19 protein-coding genes are annotated in these 19,629 nt (G+C 50.6%); 17 read left to right on the forward strand and 2 right to left on the reverse strand.

The window, feature by feature from the left end; all coding sequences use genetic code 11:
- Positions 1-420: 420 nt before the first annotated feature.
- From FOE74_RS18045 to FOE74_RS18055, 3 genes are read left to right on the forward strand one after another with little or no spacing between them, the layout of a single operon-like run.
- The gene (locus FOE74_RS18045; protein ID WP_149100035.1) at positions 421-849 is read left to right on the forward strand and encodes a toxin; all 429 of its coding nucleotides are present in this window, start codon (positions 421-423) and stop codon (positions 847-849) included.
- A complete protein-coding gene (locus FOE74_RS18050) occupies positions 846-1,448 on the forward strand; it encodes a type II toxin-antitoxin system MqsA family antitoxin (protein ID WP_149100036.1) in 603 nt (200 codons plus the stop codon). Before FOE74_RS18045 ends, FOE74_RS18050 begins: the two co-directional genes overlap by 4 nt.
- A gap of 1 nt (position 1,449) precedes the next feature.
- Positions 1,450-1,977 (forward strand): hypothetical protein, encoded by a 528-nt coding sequence (locus tag FOE74_RS18055; RefSeq protein ID WP_149100037.1) that lies wholly within the window; start codon positions 1,450-1,452, stop codon positions 1,975-1,977.
- A gap of 448 nt (positions 1,978-2,425) precedes the next feature.
- Here the strand turns inward: FOE74_RS18055 and FOE74_RS18060 are convergent, their stop codons facing one another.
- A complete protein-coding gene (locus FOE74_RS18060; RefSeq protein ID WP_149100038.1) occupies positions 2,426-2,608 on the reverse strand; it encodes a hypothetical protein in 183 nt (60 codons plus the stop codon).
- A 1,192-nt stretch (positions 2,609-3,800) separates the two neighbouring features.
- Here FOE74_RS18060 and ureA point away from each other — a divergent pair.
- From ureA to FOE74_RS18125, 13 genes are all read left to right on the forward strand, one after another.
- Entirely contained in the window at positions 3,801-4,106 is a 306-nt protein-coding gene (gene ureA / locus FOE74_RS18065) for an urease subunit gamma (RefSeq protein WP_149100039.1), read from the forward strand.
- 31 nt (positions 4,107-4,137) lie between these two features.
- Positions 4,138-4,551: an urease subunit beta gene (gene ureB / locus FOE74_RS18070; RefSeq protein WP_149100040.1), complete on the forward strand. Its 414-nt coding sequence runs from the start codon at positions 4,138-4,140 to the stop codon at positions 4,549-4,551.
- A gap of 26 nt (positions 4,552-4,577) precedes the next feature.
- Positions 4,578-6,413: an urease subunit alpha gene (gene ureC, locus FOE74_RS18075; protein ID WP_149100041.1), complete on the forward strand. Its 1,836-nt coding sequence runs from the start codon at positions 4,578-4,580 to the stop codon at positions 6,411-6,413.
- 63 nt (positions 6,414-6,476) lie between these two features.
- Positions 6,477-6,956: an urease accessory protein UreE gene (locus tag FOE74_RS18080; RefSeq protein WP_149100042.1), complete on the forward strand. Its 480-nt coding sequence runs from the start codon at positions 6,477-6,479 to the stop codon at positions 6,954-6,956.
- Positions 6,957-6,966: 10 nt separating this feature from the next.
- Entirely contained in the window at positions 6,967-7,653 is a 687-nt protein-coding gene (locus FOE74_RS18085) for an urease accessory protein UreF (RefSeq protein ID WP_149100043.1), read from the forward strand.
- Between the two features lie 25 nt (positions 7,654-7,678).
- Positions 7,679-8,305 (forward strand): urease accessory protein UreG, encoded by a 627-nt coding sequence (ureG, locus tag FOE74_RS18090; protein WP_149100044.1) that lies wholly within the window; start codon positions 7,679-7,681, stop codon positions 8,303-8,305.
- The gene (locus FOE74_RS18095; protein WP_149100045.1) at positions 8,298-9,311 is read left to right on the forward strand and encodes an urease accessory protein UreD; all 1,014 of its coding nucleotides are present in this window, start codon (positions 8,298-8,300) and stop codon (positions 9,309-9,311) included. Before ureG ends, FOE74_RS18095 begins: the two co-directional genes overlap by 8 nt.
- A 25-nt stretch (positions 9,312-9,336) precedes the next feature.
- Positions 9,337-9,687 carry a hydrogenase maturation nickel metallochaperone HypA/HybF gene (locus FOE74_RS18100; RefSeq protein WP_149100046.1) on the forward strand — a complete coding sequence of 117 codons (351 nt, stop codon included), beginning with the start codon at positions 9,337-9,339 and terminating at the stop codon, positions 9,685-9,687.
- Positions 9,688-9,705: 18 nt separating this feature from the next.
- Positions 9,706-10,422, forward strand: coding sequence for a hydrogenase nickel incorporation protein HypB (gene hypB, locus FOE74_RS18105; protein ID WP_149100047.1), 717 nt, complete (start codon positions 9,706-9,708; stop codon positions 10,420-10,422).
- A 6-nt stretch (positions 10,423-10,428) separates the two neighbouring features.
- A complete protein-coding gene (locus FOE74_RS18110; protein WP_149100048.1) occupies positions 10,429-10,914 on the forward strand; it encodes an urease accessory protein UreE in 486 nt (161 codons plus the stop codon).
- 186 nt (positions 10,915-11,100) lie between these two features.
- Entirely contained in the window at positions 11,101-11,787 is a 687-nt protein-coding gene (locus tag FOE74_RS18115) for a hypothetical protein (RefSeq protein WP_149100049.1), read from the forward strand.
- Between the two features lie 293 nt (positions 11,788-12,080).
- A complete protein-coding gene (locus tag FOE74_RS18120) occupies positions 12,081-13,130 on the forward strand; it encodes a helix-turn-helix domain-containing protein (protein WP_149100050.1) in 1,050 nt (349 codons plus the stop codon).
- A 142-nt stretch (positions 13,131-13,272) separates the two neighbouring features.
- Positions 13,273-14,151, forward strand: coding sequence for an extracellular catalytic domain type 1 short-chain-length polyhydroxyalkanoate depolymerase (locus FOE74_RS18125; RefSeq protein WP_149100051.1), 879 nt, complete (start codon positions 13,273-13,275; stop codon positions 14,149-14,151).
- 526 nt (positions 14,152-14,677) lie between these two features.
- Here the strand turns inward: FOE74_RS18125 and FOE74_RS18130 are convergent.
- Complete coding sequence (locus FOE74_RS18130) at positions 14,678-16,015, reverse strand: M20/M25/M40 family metallo-hydrolase (protein ID WP_149100052.1); 1,338 nt, start codon at positions 16,013-16,015, stop codon at positions 14,678-14,680.
- A 1,058-nt stretch (positions 16,016-17,073) separates the two neighbouring features.
- Here FOE74_RS18130 and FOE74_RS18135 point away from each other — a divergent pair.
- Positions 17,074-19,398, forward strand: a complete 2,325-nt coding sequence (locus FOE74_RS18135; RefSeq protein WP_188686960.1) for a T9SS type A sorting domain-containing protein — start codon at positions 17,074-17,076, stop codon at positions 19,396-19,398.
- Positions 19,399-19,629: the final 231 nt, after the last annotated feature.

Here is a 19,629-nt window from a genome sequence, read left to right on the forward strand (position 1 = left end):
GTGACTAAAAAGGTGACATTTTCTAAGAATCATATCTTAATGCTTCTTAGAAGTTAGGTTGACATTCCGTAGTTCTCTAAAATTCCTGTATCCATTCCCTTTTAGGTGGACTTGGATTTAGCTTCTTTACAAAAAAATTACAGAAAACTGAGGAGTCTCCCTTCTTCATAAGAACGTGCCTGTCTCTTCGGGTACAGCGTCTCAACCTGATGTTCATTTAGCTCTGTGATGTTTTAAATAAGGTTGAAGTTTGTACATAAGTGCCAATTTGGCAAACTGAAAATAAGACTCTATTTTAGAGAGAGGGAGAATAGTGGCATTAATACATCTATTATGCAGAGAGTTATTATAGGGAGTTGCACTAGGTTCTTTAAAGGAATGCAACTTTTTAGTTGCATTCAAAGTTAAGAGGTGATAGTTTTGGGAACTGAACAAACAAGGATGCCATTTCTAGAGGAGGTAGAAGAATTTCTAAAAGAGCTACACTTTAAAATTGGATTTCGTGACAATGTCTTCTTTGAAGATGATAGGTTGAAAAACCGACTAGCACTTGCAGAGTTGCGCGATTGGGGCTATACGGGGCAAGACAGAATTAAATTTATTCAGAGTCTAACGGTCGCGAATTATTCTGAAGGGCCAAAAGCAGACAATCAAAATATCCCAAGCCAAGGAAATCTATGGATATTTGGTCTTGTTATCCAATCACAATTCAAAAAGAAAAAGAAGCTTGAATATTACATCAAGGTTCAATTAGGAAGTCCTGACTCTAACGTAGTGTGTATCTCATTTCACCCGGCGGAATCCCCTATCCAGTACCCAAAGCTACGGTCACAAAAAGCAACAATATGAAAAGCCCATATACAGGCGGGAAGGTAGAAATTATTACCGAACGCCAATCAGTACCTTTCAAAGGAGAGACTTTTGAAATGGATGTTGAAACCTTAGTGTGTGTTGACAGCAAAAAGAGGTTTACGACAGGTGAAATGGATGATAAATTTGTTGATACTCTTCACTCTTTATGGCGAGAACGCTATAAAGTACCTACAGCTCAACAGTTGAAGGCAGCTCGAGAAAAACTTGGGCTAAGCCTCAGGAGAATGTCTACCCTTTTAGGATTAGGTATCAACCAATATAGACACTATGAAGCTGGAAAGTTGCCAAAGCCTTCTCATCAGTTACTGCTTCGCTTGCTTGTTAATGAAGGGGCTCTTTCTTATATCTTAGCCCTACAATGCGATAAAGTGCCCAAAAAGACTCTTAAAGCATGGGAAAGCTACATTCATGGTGAAAAGAGCATCATAGAGGTTGAACATACCCCTAAGGTTAACAGGAAGCCTCTAATCAAAACTCCCGTACATGAAGAGGAGTATTACCGGTCAAACAATTATAAGGACATAATTGAAGCGGGTACTTCTTTAGAGTACTCAGAACTATATTCAGCAGCTTAGTATGACAACTGCAACAAGACCGATCATCGATTTCTCAAAAGTAATCTTGACCGAAGCCTCCTTTATAGAATTCAGCATAAAGAATTTAAAACCTACTGATAATCGCGATAATACTGTTGTTTCATTTAATAGCAAAGTAATTACACGTCATACTTTTAATGTTGAAGAAAAAGGAATCAAAGTAGAGATTGAAGTCACCGGACAAGGTGTTAACCAAGCTAATGAGCCAGCTGGCGCAGAAGCAACTTTCCATATTGGGTTCACTTACTTTATTGAAAACTTTGAAGAGTATTTGATACACTTCAATGACTCTGAAGAAGCGATACCTAGTCCTGTGATTATGATTCCATTAGTTGGAGCCGCGTATTCAACAGCTAGAGGTATGATAATTATCAAGGCTCAGGGTACCGCATTCGAAGGCTTTTCCTTACCCATTGTTAATGCTCAAAGTTTGATTACCCCGCCTGAAAGTCTGGTTAAGAAGAAAAAGGCTCCTAAAAAGTCAAAAAAAGATACAACTTCAAATTAATTGTACCAAGTCTTCCTTAACTCAGTGACTTTGCCATATGGTAGGGTTTTCTGTTTTAGCAGAGAAACTAAAACAAATAATTGGCCTGGTTCATTTCTAATCAGGATCTTAAACTTAATGCAAAACTCTAGATATTAGTAAATAAGCGTGCCAGATCACTAAAGACCCATCAAATAATAAGGCGCTAGGACTAAAGCTAAGCTCTGCCCAAATCGTCAACAAGCTTAAAAGAATAGACTTCCTCATTAGAAGAGGCAAGTAGTTCAACCTAAAATTGGCCCATAAGCTTTACTACATTAAGCTCTAACTTAGACGTAGTATCGTTTATTCGGATTCCGTTTGGCAGCTTACCTCCCAACAGCAATACATGGTTGCTACCTTATAAAAATGCGGCCGGCAGGAAACCCATTGGGGCTCCTTGCCGGCCGCACAAAAATAAAAGCACCGCTTATTGCCAGCCGCCGCCTAAAGAACGGTACAGGTGCACCGTGGACTGCAACACCAGTTTCTGGGTGTTCACCAGGTTCAGTTCGGCCTCCAGCACGCTTCTTTGCGCGGTGATGATCTCCAGGTAAGAGGCATAGCCCGCCCTGTACAACTCATTGGAAGTGCTCACCGCATTCTGCAGCACCTCTACTTCTTTGGCCTAGGTTTCTTAAGCTGAGCTGAAATTCTCAAAAGCCCTCAAATTCGTCATAACTTCCCAAGATCCCGTTTGCCCTGCCTTCTGGTAGTCGTAATAAGCCTGTAGTTTCTGAGCTTCAGAGTGGCTTAGTTGCGTTTTCAACCCGTTTCTATTGAGCAGCGGCGCCGACAAATTACCTACAATCCCGTATACCAATGATGTCGGCATAGAGAAAAGCAAAGAGGCTTTGAAGTCGCCCATTCCTATATAGGTGAGAGGTTCAGCGAAGGGAGAAACGCTTTTTGGGATGCAGGACCCACTAAACTTAATAAAGTACAGGAAAAAAGAACTCCCATTCACCAGGAAGCTTACCCAGTTTAGCTAGAGTAAAAGATTTTATAATAAAAAGATATAAAAAATTATAAATATGATTCAACTTTCGTATTATTACCAGCGTAAGATTTCAGCAGGAGGCAGTAATAAAACACTAGCGCGAGGGTGGCAACGCTAGCACCTGCTTCTGGCTCAACAGGCTCTAAGTCCTCCTCTTTGAAGGCAACCTTCAAATGAAATGACCCTCAGGAAAGGGTACGCTTCCTCGGCCTAAAATAGGCTCCCTCCCCCAGAGAAAGCGTTTACCCCTTGAAACTACTTCAAGTGCATCTTCTTTTACAGGACGCCTCCTCCTGCGTTCCAGAGCACAAGATGGTCCCATTGGCTGCGGTTAGAGTTAGTCCTGCTACATCAAAACTGGTTGCGGTATGTGCAGAAAGCTTTACGGTGTTTTGCTGCTCAGTATAGGTTTTAGCCTCTTGAGCTTACGGCCTGTTTTTGCTCAACACCACCCTGAGCGTGGAGATGGGCTACAACTAAACAAGAACAAAGGGAAAGACGACCATAGCCGTTCCATGGTCTGGCACCAGGTATGGGCCCGTGTGGCCGAGAACAACCCTGGCGCCCTGATTAACCACTTTCCTTAGAATCTACCTCTTTGATAGTACGTCTGCTGCCCTGCCGCGCGCCGGAAACGGGTTGGCCCCAGGCAGTGACTCCATCCTCCATTCCCCTAGCGCCACCACCCCTTCCACTACGCACAGAGACCGGTGTATTTTGCCGGTGGCCTGATGGACGGGTGCCAGGGTGAGTAGATCCCCTACTTCCAGATGTTTCTGTAATCATCATTTTTACCACCAGTACTATGCACTTAACCCCAGTTGAAACTGAAAAACTGTTGCTTCACTTGGCGGGCGAGCTCGCCACGAAAAGGTTGAAAAGAGGTGTGAAGCTGAACTACCCCGAATCCATTGCCTATATCTGTGGCATTCTGATGGAGGAGGCCCGTGATGGGAAGAAGTCTGTGGCGGAACTCATGAAATACGGCGCCCAGCTCCTGAACAAAGGCCAGGTAATGGAAGGCGTGTCTGATATGATCCCCTTTGTGCAGATTGAAGTGACCTTTCCAGATGGAATGAAGCTCATCACGGTAGACAATCCTATCCGCTAGTCCATGTTCACCACACCTTAACCACCTAGATATGAAACCAGGAGAATACATACTGCAAAAGGGCGATATAAAGGCGAATGAAAAGCGCAGAATAGCCCGTGTCACAGTGGCCAATACCGGCGACCGGCCTATCCAGGTAGGCTCCCATTACCATTTCTTTGAGACCAACAAGGCTCTTGCCTTTGACCGGGCAGCTGCCTTTGGCATGCGTCTGAACATACCATCAGGTACCGCCGTGCGCTTTGAGCCAGGTGAGAAGAAAGCAGTCTTTCTGGTGGAATATGGCGGCAACAAGCTGATCCATGGGTTTAACAACCTGGCCGAAGGAGATGTGTCAAAGAAGAACGTGCGGGACAAAGCCATAGAGAATGCTAAAAAGCAAGGCTACAAAGACGCTGCCGCGGCTACCGGAAATACCAAGACTCCTAAGAAGAAAAAGAAATAAACCACTTACTTATTTAACCAGAAACCATGGCAAACTGGAACAGACGCGAATGGATCAAGGTGGTGGGACTGTCTACTGCCGGACTTTCTTTGCTTGGCTTTGATGCATTGGGAGGTGACTCTTCTTCGGTGAAATACATAGACGGGGAGTTGTACATCCCCCGCGACCGCTATGCCGCCATCTTTGGCCCTACCACGGGTGATAAAGTACGGCTGGCAGATACAGAGCTTTTCATCCAGATCGAGAAAGATTACACGGTATACGGAGACGAGAACAAGTTTGGGGGCGGTAAAACCATCCGTGACGGCATGAGCCAGTCGGCCAGGGCTACCCAGGACGAAGTACTGGATCTGGTCTTGGTGAATGCCATGATCATTGACCACTGGGGCATTGTGAAAGCCGATATCGGGGTTAAGAACGGGAAGATCGTGGGCATTGGCAAGGCCGGTAACCCAGACACCCAGGAAGGAGTGACCAAAGGCATGATCATTGGTGCCGCCACGGAAGTGCAGGCCTGTGCGGGTATGATTGTGACAGCCGGTGCCGTAGATACCCACATCCACTTCATTGTGCCAGATCAGCTGGAAGTAGCGCTTTACAGTGGTGTTACCACGCTGATTGGCGGTGGTACCGGTCCTTCTGACGGTACGTTGGCCACCACCGTAACCCCGGGTAGATGGTGGCTGGAGCGCATGTTTGAGGCCTCTGAGTCAACCCCTTTGAACCTCGGCTTCACCAGCAAAGGCAACACCTCGTCCTTCAAGGCCGCGGCCGAGCCCGTGGAGGCCGGTGCGCTGGGCTTGAAACTCCATGAGGACTGGGGTTCCACGCCCTCGGCTATTGATATAGCCCTGCAGGTGGCAGACAAGTATGACATACAGGTTACGCTTCACGCAGATACACTGAACGAGGCAGGCTTCCTGGAAGATACGGTGAGGGCCATCAACGGCCGGGTGATTCACTCGTACCACACCGAGGGTGCCGGGGGTGGGCACGCACCAGACATCATGAAGATTGCCATGTATGCCAACGTGATCCCCTCTTCCACCAACCCCACCAAGCCTTATACCGTCAACACCGCAGATGAGCACCTGGACATGCTCATGGCCGTGCACCACTTAGACAAGAGCATTCCCGAAGACGTGGCCTTTGCCGAATCCCGGATCCGTCCGCAGACCATCGCGGCCGAGGATATCCTGCAGGACATGGGGGTGCTCAGCGTCATGTCATCTGACAGCCAGGCCATGGGCCGGATTGCGGAAACCATTCTGCGCACCTGGCAGACAGCCCACAAAATGAAGATCCAGCGGGGGCCGCTTCCGGAAGAGAAAGGCACTAATAACGACAACTTCCGCGTGAAGCGTTATATCTCCAAGTATACGGTCAATCCAGCCAGGGCCCATGGCATAGGCGACTATGTAGGCTCGGTAGAGGTGGGCAAATACGCTGACCTGGTGCTCTGGACCCCGGGCATGTTTGGGGTGAAACCAGAGCTTATTTTCAAGAACGGGATAGTGGCCGGTGCCCGTATGGGGGATCCGAACGGTGCTATCTCCTTGCCGCAACCCGTGATCTACCGCCCCATGTACGGTGCCCGGGGGAGAGCAGTCCATAAGAGTGGCTTCAACTTTGTTTCCGGCATCTCCATTGACAATGGCCACATGAACCGCTTAGGGCTGGCCAAAGGGGTATTGCCTGTGAAAGGTTGCCGGAAAGTCTCTAAGAAAGACATGATCCATAACAGTGCCACGCCCAAGATTGAGGTGAACCCCGAAACCTTTGTGGTAACCGCCGATGGTGTGGTATTAACCTGCGAGCCCCTGAAGATTGTGCCTATGGCACAGCGCTACTTCCTGTTCTAGTTTTCAAGGTGCTATGCCAGCTTTTGCCACGCTGAAGTTGTTTGGTAACCCTATTACCCCAATATGATTCTGGTAGAAAAGGTGCTAGGTAACCTGGCAGGCACGGACACAAACGGCAGAACCGTGGATTTCCTGGACCTGGATTGGTTTGACACCGGCAAGACTACGCTCAGGAAGAAGACCAGGGCGGGGCAGGAAGTAGGCATCCGGAAAGACACGACTCCGCTGGAAGACGGCGATCTGCTGTACCTGGACCAGGAACGGGCCATTGCGGTCAACATACTACCCTGTGCGTGCATTGTCTTTAAACCCAAAATTTTCAAAGACATGGCTACGGTATGCTTTGAGATTGGGAACCAGCACCTCCCCATTTTCATCAATGAGGAGGCCGAGGTGCTGGTGGAGTTTGAGAACCCACTCTACCGGCTACTGGAACGCTCTGGCTATGAACCGCGGCAGGAGGTACGAAAGCTCTTGAAAACCCATGCCTTGCGGGTACGCAGGCATGAAAACAAATACGCCCGCAAAATAACCATCAAATAAAAGAACCGCCATGCAGCCCTTGTTAACCCTCCTGCAGATCAATGATTCCATGTTCCCCATTGGAAGCTTCACGCATTCTTATGGGCTGGAGTCTTATGTAAGCCAGGGAATCGTGAAAGATACGCCTTCGGCTACTGCCTATGCCGAAGACATGCTGCGGCACAATATCTTCTATAATGACGCTGCTTTTCTGCAGATGACCTGGAAGCTGTTAGAGGCCAAAAAGCCGGCGCGGGAACTGCAAAAGCTGGACGAGTTGATAACGGCGCTCAAAGTGCCTTCTGAGATCAGGATGGCCAGCAAGAAGTTGGCGATCCGTTTCCTGAAGCTCACCCAGGGCCTGCACCCGGTCAAGCGCTGCAGCAATTACCTGAGCAGAATACAGGAGGGAGCGTTGCACGGCCACTACCCGGTCGCCTTCGGCTTGTTTGCCCATGCCCACGGCATCTCCTCAAAAGACGCCTTGCTCGCTTTCTATTACAACATGTTGAATAGCATCGCTACTAATTGTGCCAAGCTGGTGCCCATCAGCCAGAATGATGCCCAGAAAATCCTGTTCGACCTTCAGCCCATCATCATGCAGTTGGTAGAGGAGCAGGAGAGTCTGCAAGAAGACTTGGTGGGGCTATGTTGTATTGGGCAGGAGATACGCTGTATGCAGCATGAGAAGCAATATTCAAGGCTCTACATATCCTAAAGAAAACAACCTAACCAGATACTTTATGCCAAAGAAACATGTGAGAATAGGGGTGGCCGGGCCGGTAGGCTCTGGCAAGACGGCGTTGATAGAAAGGCTGACCCGCAAGATGGGCGAAGAGTACAGTATTTGCGTGGTGACCAATGATATCTACACCCGCGAAGATGCTGATTTCCTGATCAAGAATTCCAGCCTGCCCGCCGACCGCATCATTGGCGTGGAAACCGGGGGCTGCCCGCATACCGCTATCCGGGAAGATGCCTCTATGAACATAGAAGCCGTGGAAGAACTGGTGGAACGCCATCCAGACACCGAGATCGTCTTCATAGAGAGCGGCGGAGACAACCTGTCGGCTACCTACAGCCCAGACCTGGCCGACGTGACCATCTTCGTGATAGACGTGGCCGAGGGCGACAAGATGCCGCGCAAAGGTGGCCCGGGCATTACCCGCTCTGATTTACTTATTATCAACAAAACGGATCTGGCACCCTATGTCAATGCTGATTTAGGCGTCATGGAACGCGACTCTAAGAAAATGCGGGCTGACCGTCCGTTCATCTTCACCAACCTGATGAAGCTGGAAGGCTTGGATGAGGTGATCAACTGGATAAAGACGTTTGCTTTACTAGAGAAAACTGAGGCGCATGCTTAAAAGTAGCATCAAGATCAACGCGGAGCGGGAAGGGAAGCAGACGCTACTGAAAGAAAGCGGCTATAATGCCCCCTACAAAGTGATCCATTACGGGGCCCGGCACCTGCACGAGCATCTGGAGCTCATCATTATGAGTGCTACTCCGGGTATCATGGAGGGAGACGAGATTGATATCTCGGTGAACGTGCATGAAGGGGCGCATCTGAAGCTTTTCACCCAATCCTTCAATAAGCTCCACCCCATGGAGAAAGGAGCCGTGCAAAGAACCCATGTGCAGGTAAAGAAGGACGGTATCTTCCGGTTTATCCCGCACCCTATCACGCCTTTTGCCAAGTCTGATTTCAAGGCAGTCAATGAAATCCACCTGGATGAAAGCGCTACCTTGATCTGGGGAGACATCATTGCCTCGGGGCGGGTGCATTCAGGGGAGTCGTTTGAATTTACGCGGCTGCACGTGGTCACCAAAATTTACCGCAACAAGAAGCTCGTGCTGCTGGATAACCAGTTGCTGGAGCCCGGCAGGCAACCCATGAAATCCATGCTATTCTTCGCGGGTTATACCCACCAGGCCACCTTGATCTACGTGTCTCCCTTTGCCGCCGAGCTGAAAGCCGAACTGGACGAGATTCTGGTGGAAGAGTATGAGCAGATTGACTTCGGGTTCACGCAGTGCGCTCCCAACGCGGTTATGTTGCGGGCCATGGGAGATGAGGGCGCCAAGCTGCACGATTGGCTGAGTGCCATGGGGCGGTTGTGCTGGGAGTTTACAAGGTACAAGCAAGGGCTGGAGGAAGAGGAACCGGAAATGGAGCAGGCTGCCGCGCCAAGTCCCGCAGAAGCAGCGCCTGTTCCTGAAAAACCGGCAAGGCGAACCGGGGCAAAACGCGTAAAAAAAGGAGCGCCGGCAAACAAGGCGGTCAAGCCAACGGTTGCCTCTCCTGAAACTCCCGCAGAAGATGCCCTGGAAAAGCTATTGACCCAGACCGAAGCCGTGGCAGCGCCATAAGGCCGAAGCCCAAGCAAGTGAAACCATGCACGAGATCTCCATTGTACGGAATGTCTTTGAAACGCTGCAGGAAACCTACCCTGACAAGTTTGACCGGATCACGAAAGTGCAGATAGAAGCAGGGCTGCTCAGCAACATTCAACCCATTCTGATTCAGAACGCTTTTGAGGCGCTGATCATGGAGGAGCCCGAACTGGCAGACATAGAACTGGAAGTCCTGCTACTGCCTATCATTGCCCATTGCGAGGTCTGCGACCAGGATTTTGAAGTGGTGCGGCATAAGTTTGTGTGTGCCTGCGGAACTCCTTCCAAGAACATAGTGCAGGGGGAAGAATTACAGATCAGCCGGATTGAATTCGTAGAGAATGAACCATAAGGCCTAACCTATACAAATATGAGTACACCATCCACGCCTAAAAGCAATAGAATGCCCGTAGGCTCTGTGCAATGTGATAATACTACTTTGAACCTGTTGAAAGCCAATGACTTCGTGGCCAAGGCGATCAGGGATAGGCTGCCAGAGGTGCTGGTCATCAACGTGTGTTCCTCGCCGGGCAGCGGCAAGACCACCCTCATGCAGGAAACGGGCAAGCGCCTGCGCGACAAGCTGAACATGGCCGTGCTAGTGGGTGACCCGGAAACCGACCGCGACGCGGTGCGCATGAAGGAGGTAGGGATCAACGCCCTGCAGATCGTGACGGGCGGCATGTGCCACATTGAGGCCCAGATGATCCTGCAAGCCCTGGACCACATTGACCTGACCGGCGTGGATCTGCTTTTTATCGAGAACGTGGGCAACTTGGTGTGTCCGGCGGCCTTTGACCTAGGCGAGGACATCCGGGTGACGGTGCTGGCGGCCACCGAGGGGGACGACAAACCCAAGAAGTACCCGCGCATGTTCCTGACCAGCGAGCTGATGGTGGTTTCCAAAGCCGACCTGCTGCCTTACGTGCCGTTCTCAATAGAGGCCGTTACCCAGGATGCCCGGGAGGTGAACCCCACCATTGAGGTAATGACCATCAGTAGCCTGAAAGGCGACGGCATGGACGAGTGGTGCAACTGGCTGTTGGCGAAGGTGCAGGAGAAGAAAGCCAAACTGGCAACGGTTTAACACAGCATGACTGTCCCTTTTGCGGTGCAAACGGAGCCCATTGTCGTGACGCAGGCGCTGGAGAACCTCCATGGTTTAGGTAACCGAACCATTGACTTCTTTGTGATAGAATGGTACGAGGCCTCCAAGTCCCGAATGAAAAAGAAGACGCGGGGCGGAATTGACGTGCTGGTAGAGAAGGCCCATAGAAGCGCCCTGGAAGACGGCGACTTGCTATACCTGTCAGAGGAGCGGGCAATCCTGCTAAAGATAAAGCCCTGCGATTGCGTGGTGCTGCGCCCCCAGAGCTTGCAGGAGGTAGGCACCCTCTGTTTTGAAATAGGCAACAAGCACGTCCCCATTTTTATCACCCATGAGAACGAGGTCTGTGTCGCCTATGATGCCCCGCTGTACCAGTTGCTGCTGAGCGGGGGATTCAGGGCCGAGATAGAGGAACGGGTGCTGCACCCCTCGCAGATGATCAAGGCCTATGGCAACAAAAGCCTGAAGTAAATGCGGCCTCTGCTCCAGATTGCCCGAAGCAGTTCTTCATGCGGTTGGATAGGGCAGACAGGGCAATAAGGAGCGAAAAATGGCTGAAAAGCTTTCATCGTGAACAGGAACAGGTAAGGATTATTACTCCTTTGCTAAAACCAATGACCCGGCTACAGTAGACTCACCACGCTAACAAACCCAGGTATGACCGCTTTGCTTTTATCTGCCATCACCATCAGTTTTCTGCACACGGTTTCGGGCCCAGACCATTACCTGCCGTTCATTGTGCTCTCAAGGTCCCGCAAATGGTCTATGTACAAGACTGTGGGCCTGACTATTGTTTGCGGACTGGGGCATATCTTCAGCTCTGTGGTGATAGGTATGATTGGGATTGCCTTGGGTTGGCAGTTAGCCAAGCTTACCTGGTTTCAGGGTATTCGGGGAGATATCTCCAGCTGGGCCTTGCTGTTGTTTGGGTTGATTTACCTAGCCTGGGGAATCTGGAAAGCGTATTCCAACCGGCCACACAAGCACTTTGATGTGCGGGATGACCATTTGTATGTTTACGAGCACCAGCACGGCAGCACAGTGTCTCCCCAGCAACTGATCAAAGTAACCCCGCTGATCCTCTTCGCCATCTTTGTCATGGGACCCAGTGAACCGCTGGTACCCCTGCTTTTCTATTCCGGCGCCAGCAGATCAGTCCTGGAAATAGGAACCGTGATTGCAGTTTTTGCTGTATCTACGGTGCTCACCATGCTGGCCATGGTGCTGCTAGGGCTGTACGGGTTCTCCATCTTCCAGACGTTTAGGTTAGAGCGTTACATCCATGCCATCAGCGGGGCCGTGGTCACCGTTTGCGGGGCCGGCATGCTGTTCTTCGGGTGGTAATTCATTTGCCCCTCATCCAGGAACCACAGGTTTTCATCTGGAACGGCTATTCTTTCTGACACAGACAATAGCGTGATTTGACAGCTGCCTTCCCGAATAGGGTAACTAAATTTCTTCCAGCGGCCAGCTCTGGCGCGAGGGTCCAGGATAGCCTCCATTTTAATTGTTGAGACAAGCCCAAAGGGGTAAACCAGATTATCTGGTTTGCCCCTTTTCCTTTCATGTTTGCTACTTCGTGCTCCTCTAAAACCAAGGTGACTGAGAACAGCATTTAAATTCGTTTATTTGTCCTTATGTCAACAAGCCAAGTCCTTCTCATTCTACTCAGCGGCCTGGGGGTGCTGCACGGGCTTCTTTTGGCGGCCTTTCTCTGGTTTTATTCCAAAGGGCCAAGCGTCTCTAATAGACTGTTGAGCGTGCTGCTGTTGGTTCTCTCTTTCAGGGTAGGCAAGTCGGTGATTCTTGAATTTGACAAGGACGTTTACCTGCAACTGATTTTTGCGGGGCTTGCCTCCCTGCTGCTGATTGGCCCTCTCTTTTACCTGTATACCAAATCGCTGCTGGAGAAATCAATACAACTCACCAAAGCCCACCTGCTGCATTTTGCCCCGTTCTTCCTGGGGCTGTCTTTCAGTGCCTGGACAAACCAGGAGAACGTGAAAAGGACACCCATTGCAGTGTTCGTTGTGCTTTTCGTGCTTTACTACGGGCACTACCTGGTCTATCTCTACCTCAGCTATCAGCAGCTAAAGAAGTATACTGCCTCTCCAGCAAGAAATGAGCCTGTGGTTCAATGGCTGCGCCTATTGCTGGGCGCGCTATTGGCGTTATGGGTAGTGTATGTCTTGAATTTGGTAGAGGAAAACATCCCCTACATCTTGGGGCCCATCCTTTACTCCATTATCGCCTATGGGGTCAGCTTTATAGCCATCAGGAAAGGGTACCTGGCGCAGCTGAACCTGGTCAAATACAAAACCACGCCCCTCTCTGAGGAGGAGATAGACCAGGTATATGGCCATTTAAAAAAGCTATTGGAAGAAAAGGAACTCTACAAAGATCCTGATCTGACCTTGGGTACCGTAAGCAAAGCCTTAAAGGTGAGCCCCCAGAAAATTTCCATGGCCGTGAACAGCCGGTCTGGGGCCAACTTCAACGGGTTCATCAATCAGTACCGCATCAGAAAAGCGCAGGCTCTCCTCAAGGACGAAAAAGCCCGGGAGTATACCATCGCGTCCATTGCCTTTGAGGTGGGCTTTAATAGCCTGACCAGTTTTAACACCGCTTTTAAGAAAGAAACGAATGAAACCCCTTCGGCCTACCGAAAGGGGATTACGCAACCGTGAATCCCGTATTTCGCCTGTTTTCTGAATTCCAGCCTTAATCCAGGGCCTGACAAAATGGTGATGCGCGATAGGTAAATGGTCATTTTGGAAGAACCGCGCCGGCTGTAGAGGTTGATTTGCATAAAAAAACAATTTTATGCCCATGAAAACCTTACTCCTTGCCGCGGTGCTTTTCATTACCGCTCTCACCGTTTCCGCCCAGGTAAAACCTTTCAAGTTTGAAGGGGCCAAGCGAAAGTACCTCCTGTACCTTCCCGAAAGTTACCAGCCTAATCCCAGCCAATCTTTTCCGTTGGTGTTCAATTTCCATGGCGGCGGTATGACCGTGGCCGAGCAGATGTTCTACTCCAGAATGAATGAGGCGGCGGAGAAGCATAACTTCATAGTGGTGTACCCGGCTGGGGTAAACCAGGACTGGAACGTTGGCTTTGACATGTCTTACCAGAAAGGCACCAATGACATCGGTTATATCAAAGCACTACTGGACACCCTCAAGCGGCAGTACCGCATAGACCAAAAAGCGGTTTTCGCGACGGGCCTTTCCCGGGGCGGGTTTTTCTGCCATCGGCTGGCCGCCGAGATGCCAGAGGCCTTTGCCGCCATCGCCTCTGTGGGTGGCCCTTTGCCGGACTCCGTGAAGTACTTCCATAAAAATCCTGGCCAGGTAAGTATGATGCAGGTGCACGGCACGGCAGACGAGGTGGTGAAGTACGACGGCAAAGCCACCGGATACGCCTCCGCGGATTCTACTTTCCACTACTGGATGGAGCGGAACCGACTGTCGGGCAAAAAGGAAACGAAGCAGGTGCTAAACGCCAATAAGAAAGACTCCACGTCCGTCATTATCAGAGAGGTCTCAGACAAGAACGCGTCTGTTGCTTTGGTGACCATTGAAAACGGTGGGCATACCTGGCCCGGCAGTGATTCTTTCAACATCGGCTATCCTCTAGGCCATACTACCAAGGAAATAGACATCAATGACACCATCTGGCGTTTCTTTGCCAAAAACAAAAAAAGATAAAGAAAACGCTACAGACTCAGCTTAGGTGGAGGAGTGATTTTGAGTAGGCAAAAGCTTCTAGTTAGAGGCAAAGACAGTGACAACTGTTCTATTGTCCAAAAGGAGACTTTTAGCCAGATCAGGAACAAGCCAAACCTGCTTGCTTTCTTCACTGTCATCCTGTTATTGTCCTCCTGGAAGGATCTTGTGGGCGAACGGCAGTAGCGTTACCCAAGGTGCTTTCCGATTGGCTCTGAAGATCCTTTCAGGATACTAATGAGACGGATGCTTTGATATTTCCTCTTACTAAAAAACTCCTGTTTTTGCCCTCATTTTCTTTTTTTGGTGCATAAACGAGGCAGCCAAATGGCGGAAGAAGGTACGCCTAAGCCATTAAATAGTAGTGCCCAGTTTAGAAAGTTAATCGCTTTGCAGGCTGGGCACTATTTCTGATAAATGGCCTTTCATTGCGCCTTGTTTGGTGCTGATGTGCAGCCAACTTCAGGGTAATACCGTGTTGGGCGTTTCAGTCCTGTTTTTAGGAAAATTACTTCTTTCCTTTGGCCAAGCCTGTTTCTGCCAGCAGCAGGAGCAACGCCCGTTGCGTGCCCAGGTGCGCGTTCTTCTTTACCCACCATTCTTCTAGCGCGTGTGCTCCGCCGCCGGTGCCGCCACTGCCAATGGTCACGGCCGGAACACCTTTGGAGAAGGGAATATTGGAGTTGGTAGAGCCTACCCGTAACGCAGGCTCGGTGCCCAGGAACCTGGTGGCCGCCACCGCGCGCTGAGCCAGGGCTACGGTGGGTTCCATGCCTCCGGCCGGACGTTCCCCGATCAGGTTTACCTCTACTTTCAGGTCCGGTCCGCTGCGTTTCATCTGGTTTTCTTCCTGAAGCGCCCGCTGCACGGCAGCCTGCAACAGGCGGTCAATGCCCGCTACCCTTTCCGGGCTTTCAGAGCGCATGTCTACCTCCATCCAAGACTCAAACGGAATGGAGTTCACCGAGGTGCCTCCGCCAATCACGCCCACGTTATAGGTGGTACGAATGCCCTCTCTGGTGAACTTGTCGGCGTCAACGGCAAAGTAGTGGATGGCCCGGCCCAAGGCATTGTGGGGGTTGACCAACCCGAAAGCGCCGGACGAGTGGCCGCCGGGCCCCTTGAAGGTGATGCGGTAGCGGCGCGAACCAAGGCCACGGTTGGTCACAGCCCCAATGCCCGTGCCGTCTACGGCTATATAAGAATCGATTTTGGGCCCTTTTTCTGAAAACAGGTGCTTAACGCCCCGCAGGTCTCCCAGGCCTTCCTCACCCACGGTGCCAATGAACAAGACGTCTGCCTCCGTTTCCAGGCCGGTTTTCTCTAATACCTTCAAAACCGAGAGCACCATGGCGAGGCCCCGGGTGTCATCAGCAATGCCGGGCGCCAGCAAGGTGTCTCCCCGTTGCTTTACTTTCACATCAGTGCCTTCGGGGAAGACCGTATCCAGGTGCGCTTCCATCACCACCGTTTTCCGGCCGTTTTTCCCTTTTCGGCGCGCTAACACATTGCCTACTTCATCTATCCACACGGAGTCTGCGCCCGCAGCCTGCAACATTTGGGCATACTTCTTTCCGCGGGCCTCTTCCTTGAAAGGAGGTGCCGGAATCTCTGTGAGCAGGATCAGGTCTTGCAGCGTTTCCGGCTCCAACTCCATGATCACCTTGAAAGCATTTTTGACTGCCGGGTTCTTGGCGAGGGCTTTGACCTCGTTCTCGTAGCGCTTGTCTACCGGAACAGGTTTCTCAGGGCTGGCTGTGGACTGAGCGAAAGCAGGAACGGCCAAGGTGAGGGCCAGCGTGACAGGCAACAGCCCGCGGCGGAGAAGTTTGGTAGTGTTGGTCATGGTAGTTGGTAAGCTTGCCTCCCGCAGAGGGAGGCGAGTTTCAGGAAAAAAGAAGCTAGGTGCACCCAAGCAGAAACTAAAGATACAGAGGCTGAGAAGAAAGGCAAACAGTTGTTTTGGGCCTACCAGAATAATAGTAGGCTATTTGTCTGAAGTGAAAGGTTTGAAAGATAAATGTCCTGCGTTTTTCTATAAAAAGGAATCTTATGTTTTATTGATTTGCCAATAAATACATCCTTCCTGGTAAATAATAAATTACCTAATTGTAGGTATTGAAGGACTGTTTAGGTTTTGCTAGTTTAGTGGAATTAAATAAGATATATAAGATTTAATTTTGATAAAGGGATGAAGAAATATGCTTTTAAAATTCAATGCTTTAAAATATAGGTCTGCCTTTTGAATGCAGAAAAGGCTAGTGCTCTACTAAAAATTTCTCTCTCCCTTTAGCCTCAGAACTTCCCTTGCAGAGGTTCTGAGCTTATCTTGTTGTTGTTTTAAGGAAATAAAAGTTGGTTGTATTTACTATTTTATGGGTTATCTGGTGGCTGAAAAATGTCCCAGTTAGACTAGTTGTTATTTCTGAATTGAATTAATACAGATAATAATTATAGGAGCCTTTTTGGCTAAAAATAAAGGATATATAAGTAAAAGAGCGCAGGCGGCCGGGTGGTCAGGCGGTTGGTAAAAATAAGGAAGGGTCGTGAGACTCCTGATTTAAGTGGCGATTCCTCATAGAAGGGAATGGAGGATAGGGTGCCTCATGATTGGATGCAGCTGGCCTGTTGATAGGCAAAAACAAGCTGCTCGTCAAAAAGAGCTGCTCGGGCCTCAGGTTACCGGTTCTTCGCAAGTGAATTTTGCCCTAACATTTCTGCTTCAAAGCCAGGAAGCGGGGTAGGGTTAGGCTTGCTGTTGTAGGTATCTCCCACCTTAACTATACTTCTGCTATGACCAACCTCTATTTAATGCAAGCCCGGCTACAAAAGCCTTTACTCCGTCAAGTAACACCCTCCCCCAGAAGCACCTCTGTGTCAAAGCGCCCCCCAAGCTTGACCAGGGTGCTTTGGTTGTTTTTGGGGATGTTCTTTGCCGGGCACCTATCCGCCTACGCCAGCGACCTCAAGTTCCTGGGGGGAAGTCTGAACTGGCGCGATGTCACCGAAATCAGCGTTGAATTTACGGTAACCCAGACTTGGCAAACCAGTGGCCCTCCTTCGGTAACGGTAGGGTCTGTTGTCACCACTGGGGCTTTGATTTTTGGCGATGGTACTTCGGAAATCATCAACCTGACCGTGACTTCTGTTAACCCAGATGAGAATTGGTTTACCGGGGAAGCGAAGATCAGGCACACCTATCCTAGCCGGGGAGCCACCTACTGGGCTTTCTTTGCCGGTTGCTGCCGCTCTGCTTCGCTGGTCAACAACGCCGGGCAGGGATATTACATAGGAAGCTCGGTGCCCGTCTCCCGGGGCATGTCGCCGCCGGCAGTCAACATGCCCCCCTTCATCAAGTTGCCCGCCGGGCAGGCGAATGCCCGCTTTCTGGTGCCAGGCCATGCGGGTGGAGGGCCTCCAGCCACCTTCAGCCTGGCAACCAGCGCCGACCTGAGAAGTGCATCCTTCAGCAATGCGCCTGGGCTGGAAGTTAATTCGTCTACTGGAGAAGTCACGTTTAACACGGTGGGTGCCTCAGCGGGGCAACGCTATAATGCAGTCATTAAAGTCAGTGGCCTTCGCTCAAGTGTGTTGGTAGACTTTGTCATCCAGATCACCGAAAGCATGTCTGGGCCAATCTTTGATTATAGCTTGACTCCGGCACATGGGAAAAGCTACACACTTGCACCGGGTGAAACCGTGCAATTCACTGTTCGGGCCGCAGCTCGCGATTCATCAGAAACTATTCAGCTAAAAGGCTTACGGCTACCTGCCGGAGCAACCCTGACGCCCACCTTGCCCGCCATAGGCAACCCGGTTCAGAGTGTGTTTTCCTGGACTCCATCGCGTTTTAGTTCCATGCCCCAAACAGTCTACTTTGTGGCAGAAGACTCTAAAGGCGGAACGGCACTGACCGGGGTTACTTTTTTCTTGAGATGTACCTTGGGGGCCGCTGCCAGTATCACCCATGTCTCCTGTGGAACAGGTGGTGCCGTCGACTTGAGCCTGATGGGAGGTTTGCCTCCCTACCGGGTTAGATGGACAGGGCCCAGAGGCTTCAGGGCCTTAACGGAAGATATCAGCGGCTTGGAGTCTGGTGCTTACTCGGTGACTGTCACTGATGCACAGGAGTGCGTTGTAAGCATGAACATCGAGATTACGGGCGAAGCCGATGTAACGCCGCCAGTGGTGCTGGCCAGTGGCTTTACGGTGGTGCTGGATAAGAACGGGCAAGCCAGCATTCAGCCCGAAGACGTGGACTATGGCAGCTTTGACACCTGCAGTGGCATTGCCTCCATGACCCTCAGCAAGACTACCTTTGACTGCGCTGACGTGGGCAACAACCCTGTGACGCTGACCGTGACAGACGGCAAGGGCAACTCGGCTTCGCAGACCGTTACCATTGTGGTGCAGGACAAGGAGTTGCCTACGCTGCGGGTGGCGCGAAAAACTGTATACCTGGTCAACGGGAAAGCCACCCTCCGGCCCGAGGAAATTGACCAGGGCACGAGCGATAACTGCGGCATTGCCTCCTTGAGCATCAGCCGCACCACCTTTACCTGCACAGACCTTGACCCGCGCCATGATGGCTTCTTCCCTATCACCTTCACCGCTACCGACATTCACGGCAATTCCGTTAGCACCACCGTCTTCCTGACCTTGGTAGATGCAACGCCGCCAACGGTACTTGGGGCTGGTTTTGCGGTGGCGTTAGTGGACGGCAAGGCCATTATCCAACCCGAGGATGTGGATTATGGCAGTTTTGATGATTGCGGTGTTGCCTCCATGAGCTTGAGCAAAACCTCGTTCACCTGCGCCGACCTAGGACCTAATGACGTTACGCTAACGGTAAGGGACCATAGCGGCAACTCCACCAGTGCTGTTGTGACGATCAACATAACCGGCAGTTGCCCTGCTACGACCAGTGTAGCTGCCAGCGGCATAACCTCGAAGGGGCAAGAAGACCAGGCCCTGGTGTTCCGAGCCTACCCTAACCCTGTCATGGACCAAGCCACTATCCACTTCCGGTCGCCGGAAGGTGCCAACACCAAGTTGCTGGTATATAACAGCCTGGGCAGTCTAGTAGCCACCCTCTTTGAGGGCCAAACTGAAAGTGGCCAGGATTATCAAGTCACCCTTGATTCCCGCACCTTGGCCAGCGGGGTATATTTCTGTCGCCTTATCCAAGGCGGCAAGGTAACCCACCTGCGGGTGCTTGTGGATAAATAAGAGTTACCAGGATCATCCGTGTCTTGCATTCCAGCAGAGGGCTGTCTTATCGCTATCAGTAGACAGGACAGCCCTCTCAGCAGGGAAAGAAGACTTAAGCCGCCATTTTCTGGCAGGAACCATGGTAGAAGCAAGGTGCTTCTATTGGTATTGACTTATATAAAGCAAAAAAGGCTAAAGGTTAGGTGGGAACATGAGACCATGTTTCCACCTAACCTTTAGCCTTTTTCT

This window comes from Rufibacter glacialis, assembly GCF_008271745.1.
GTDB classification, from domain to species: domain Bacteria; phylum Bacteroidota; class Bacteroidia; order Cytophagales; family Hymenobacteraceae; genus Nibribacter; species Nibribacter glacialis.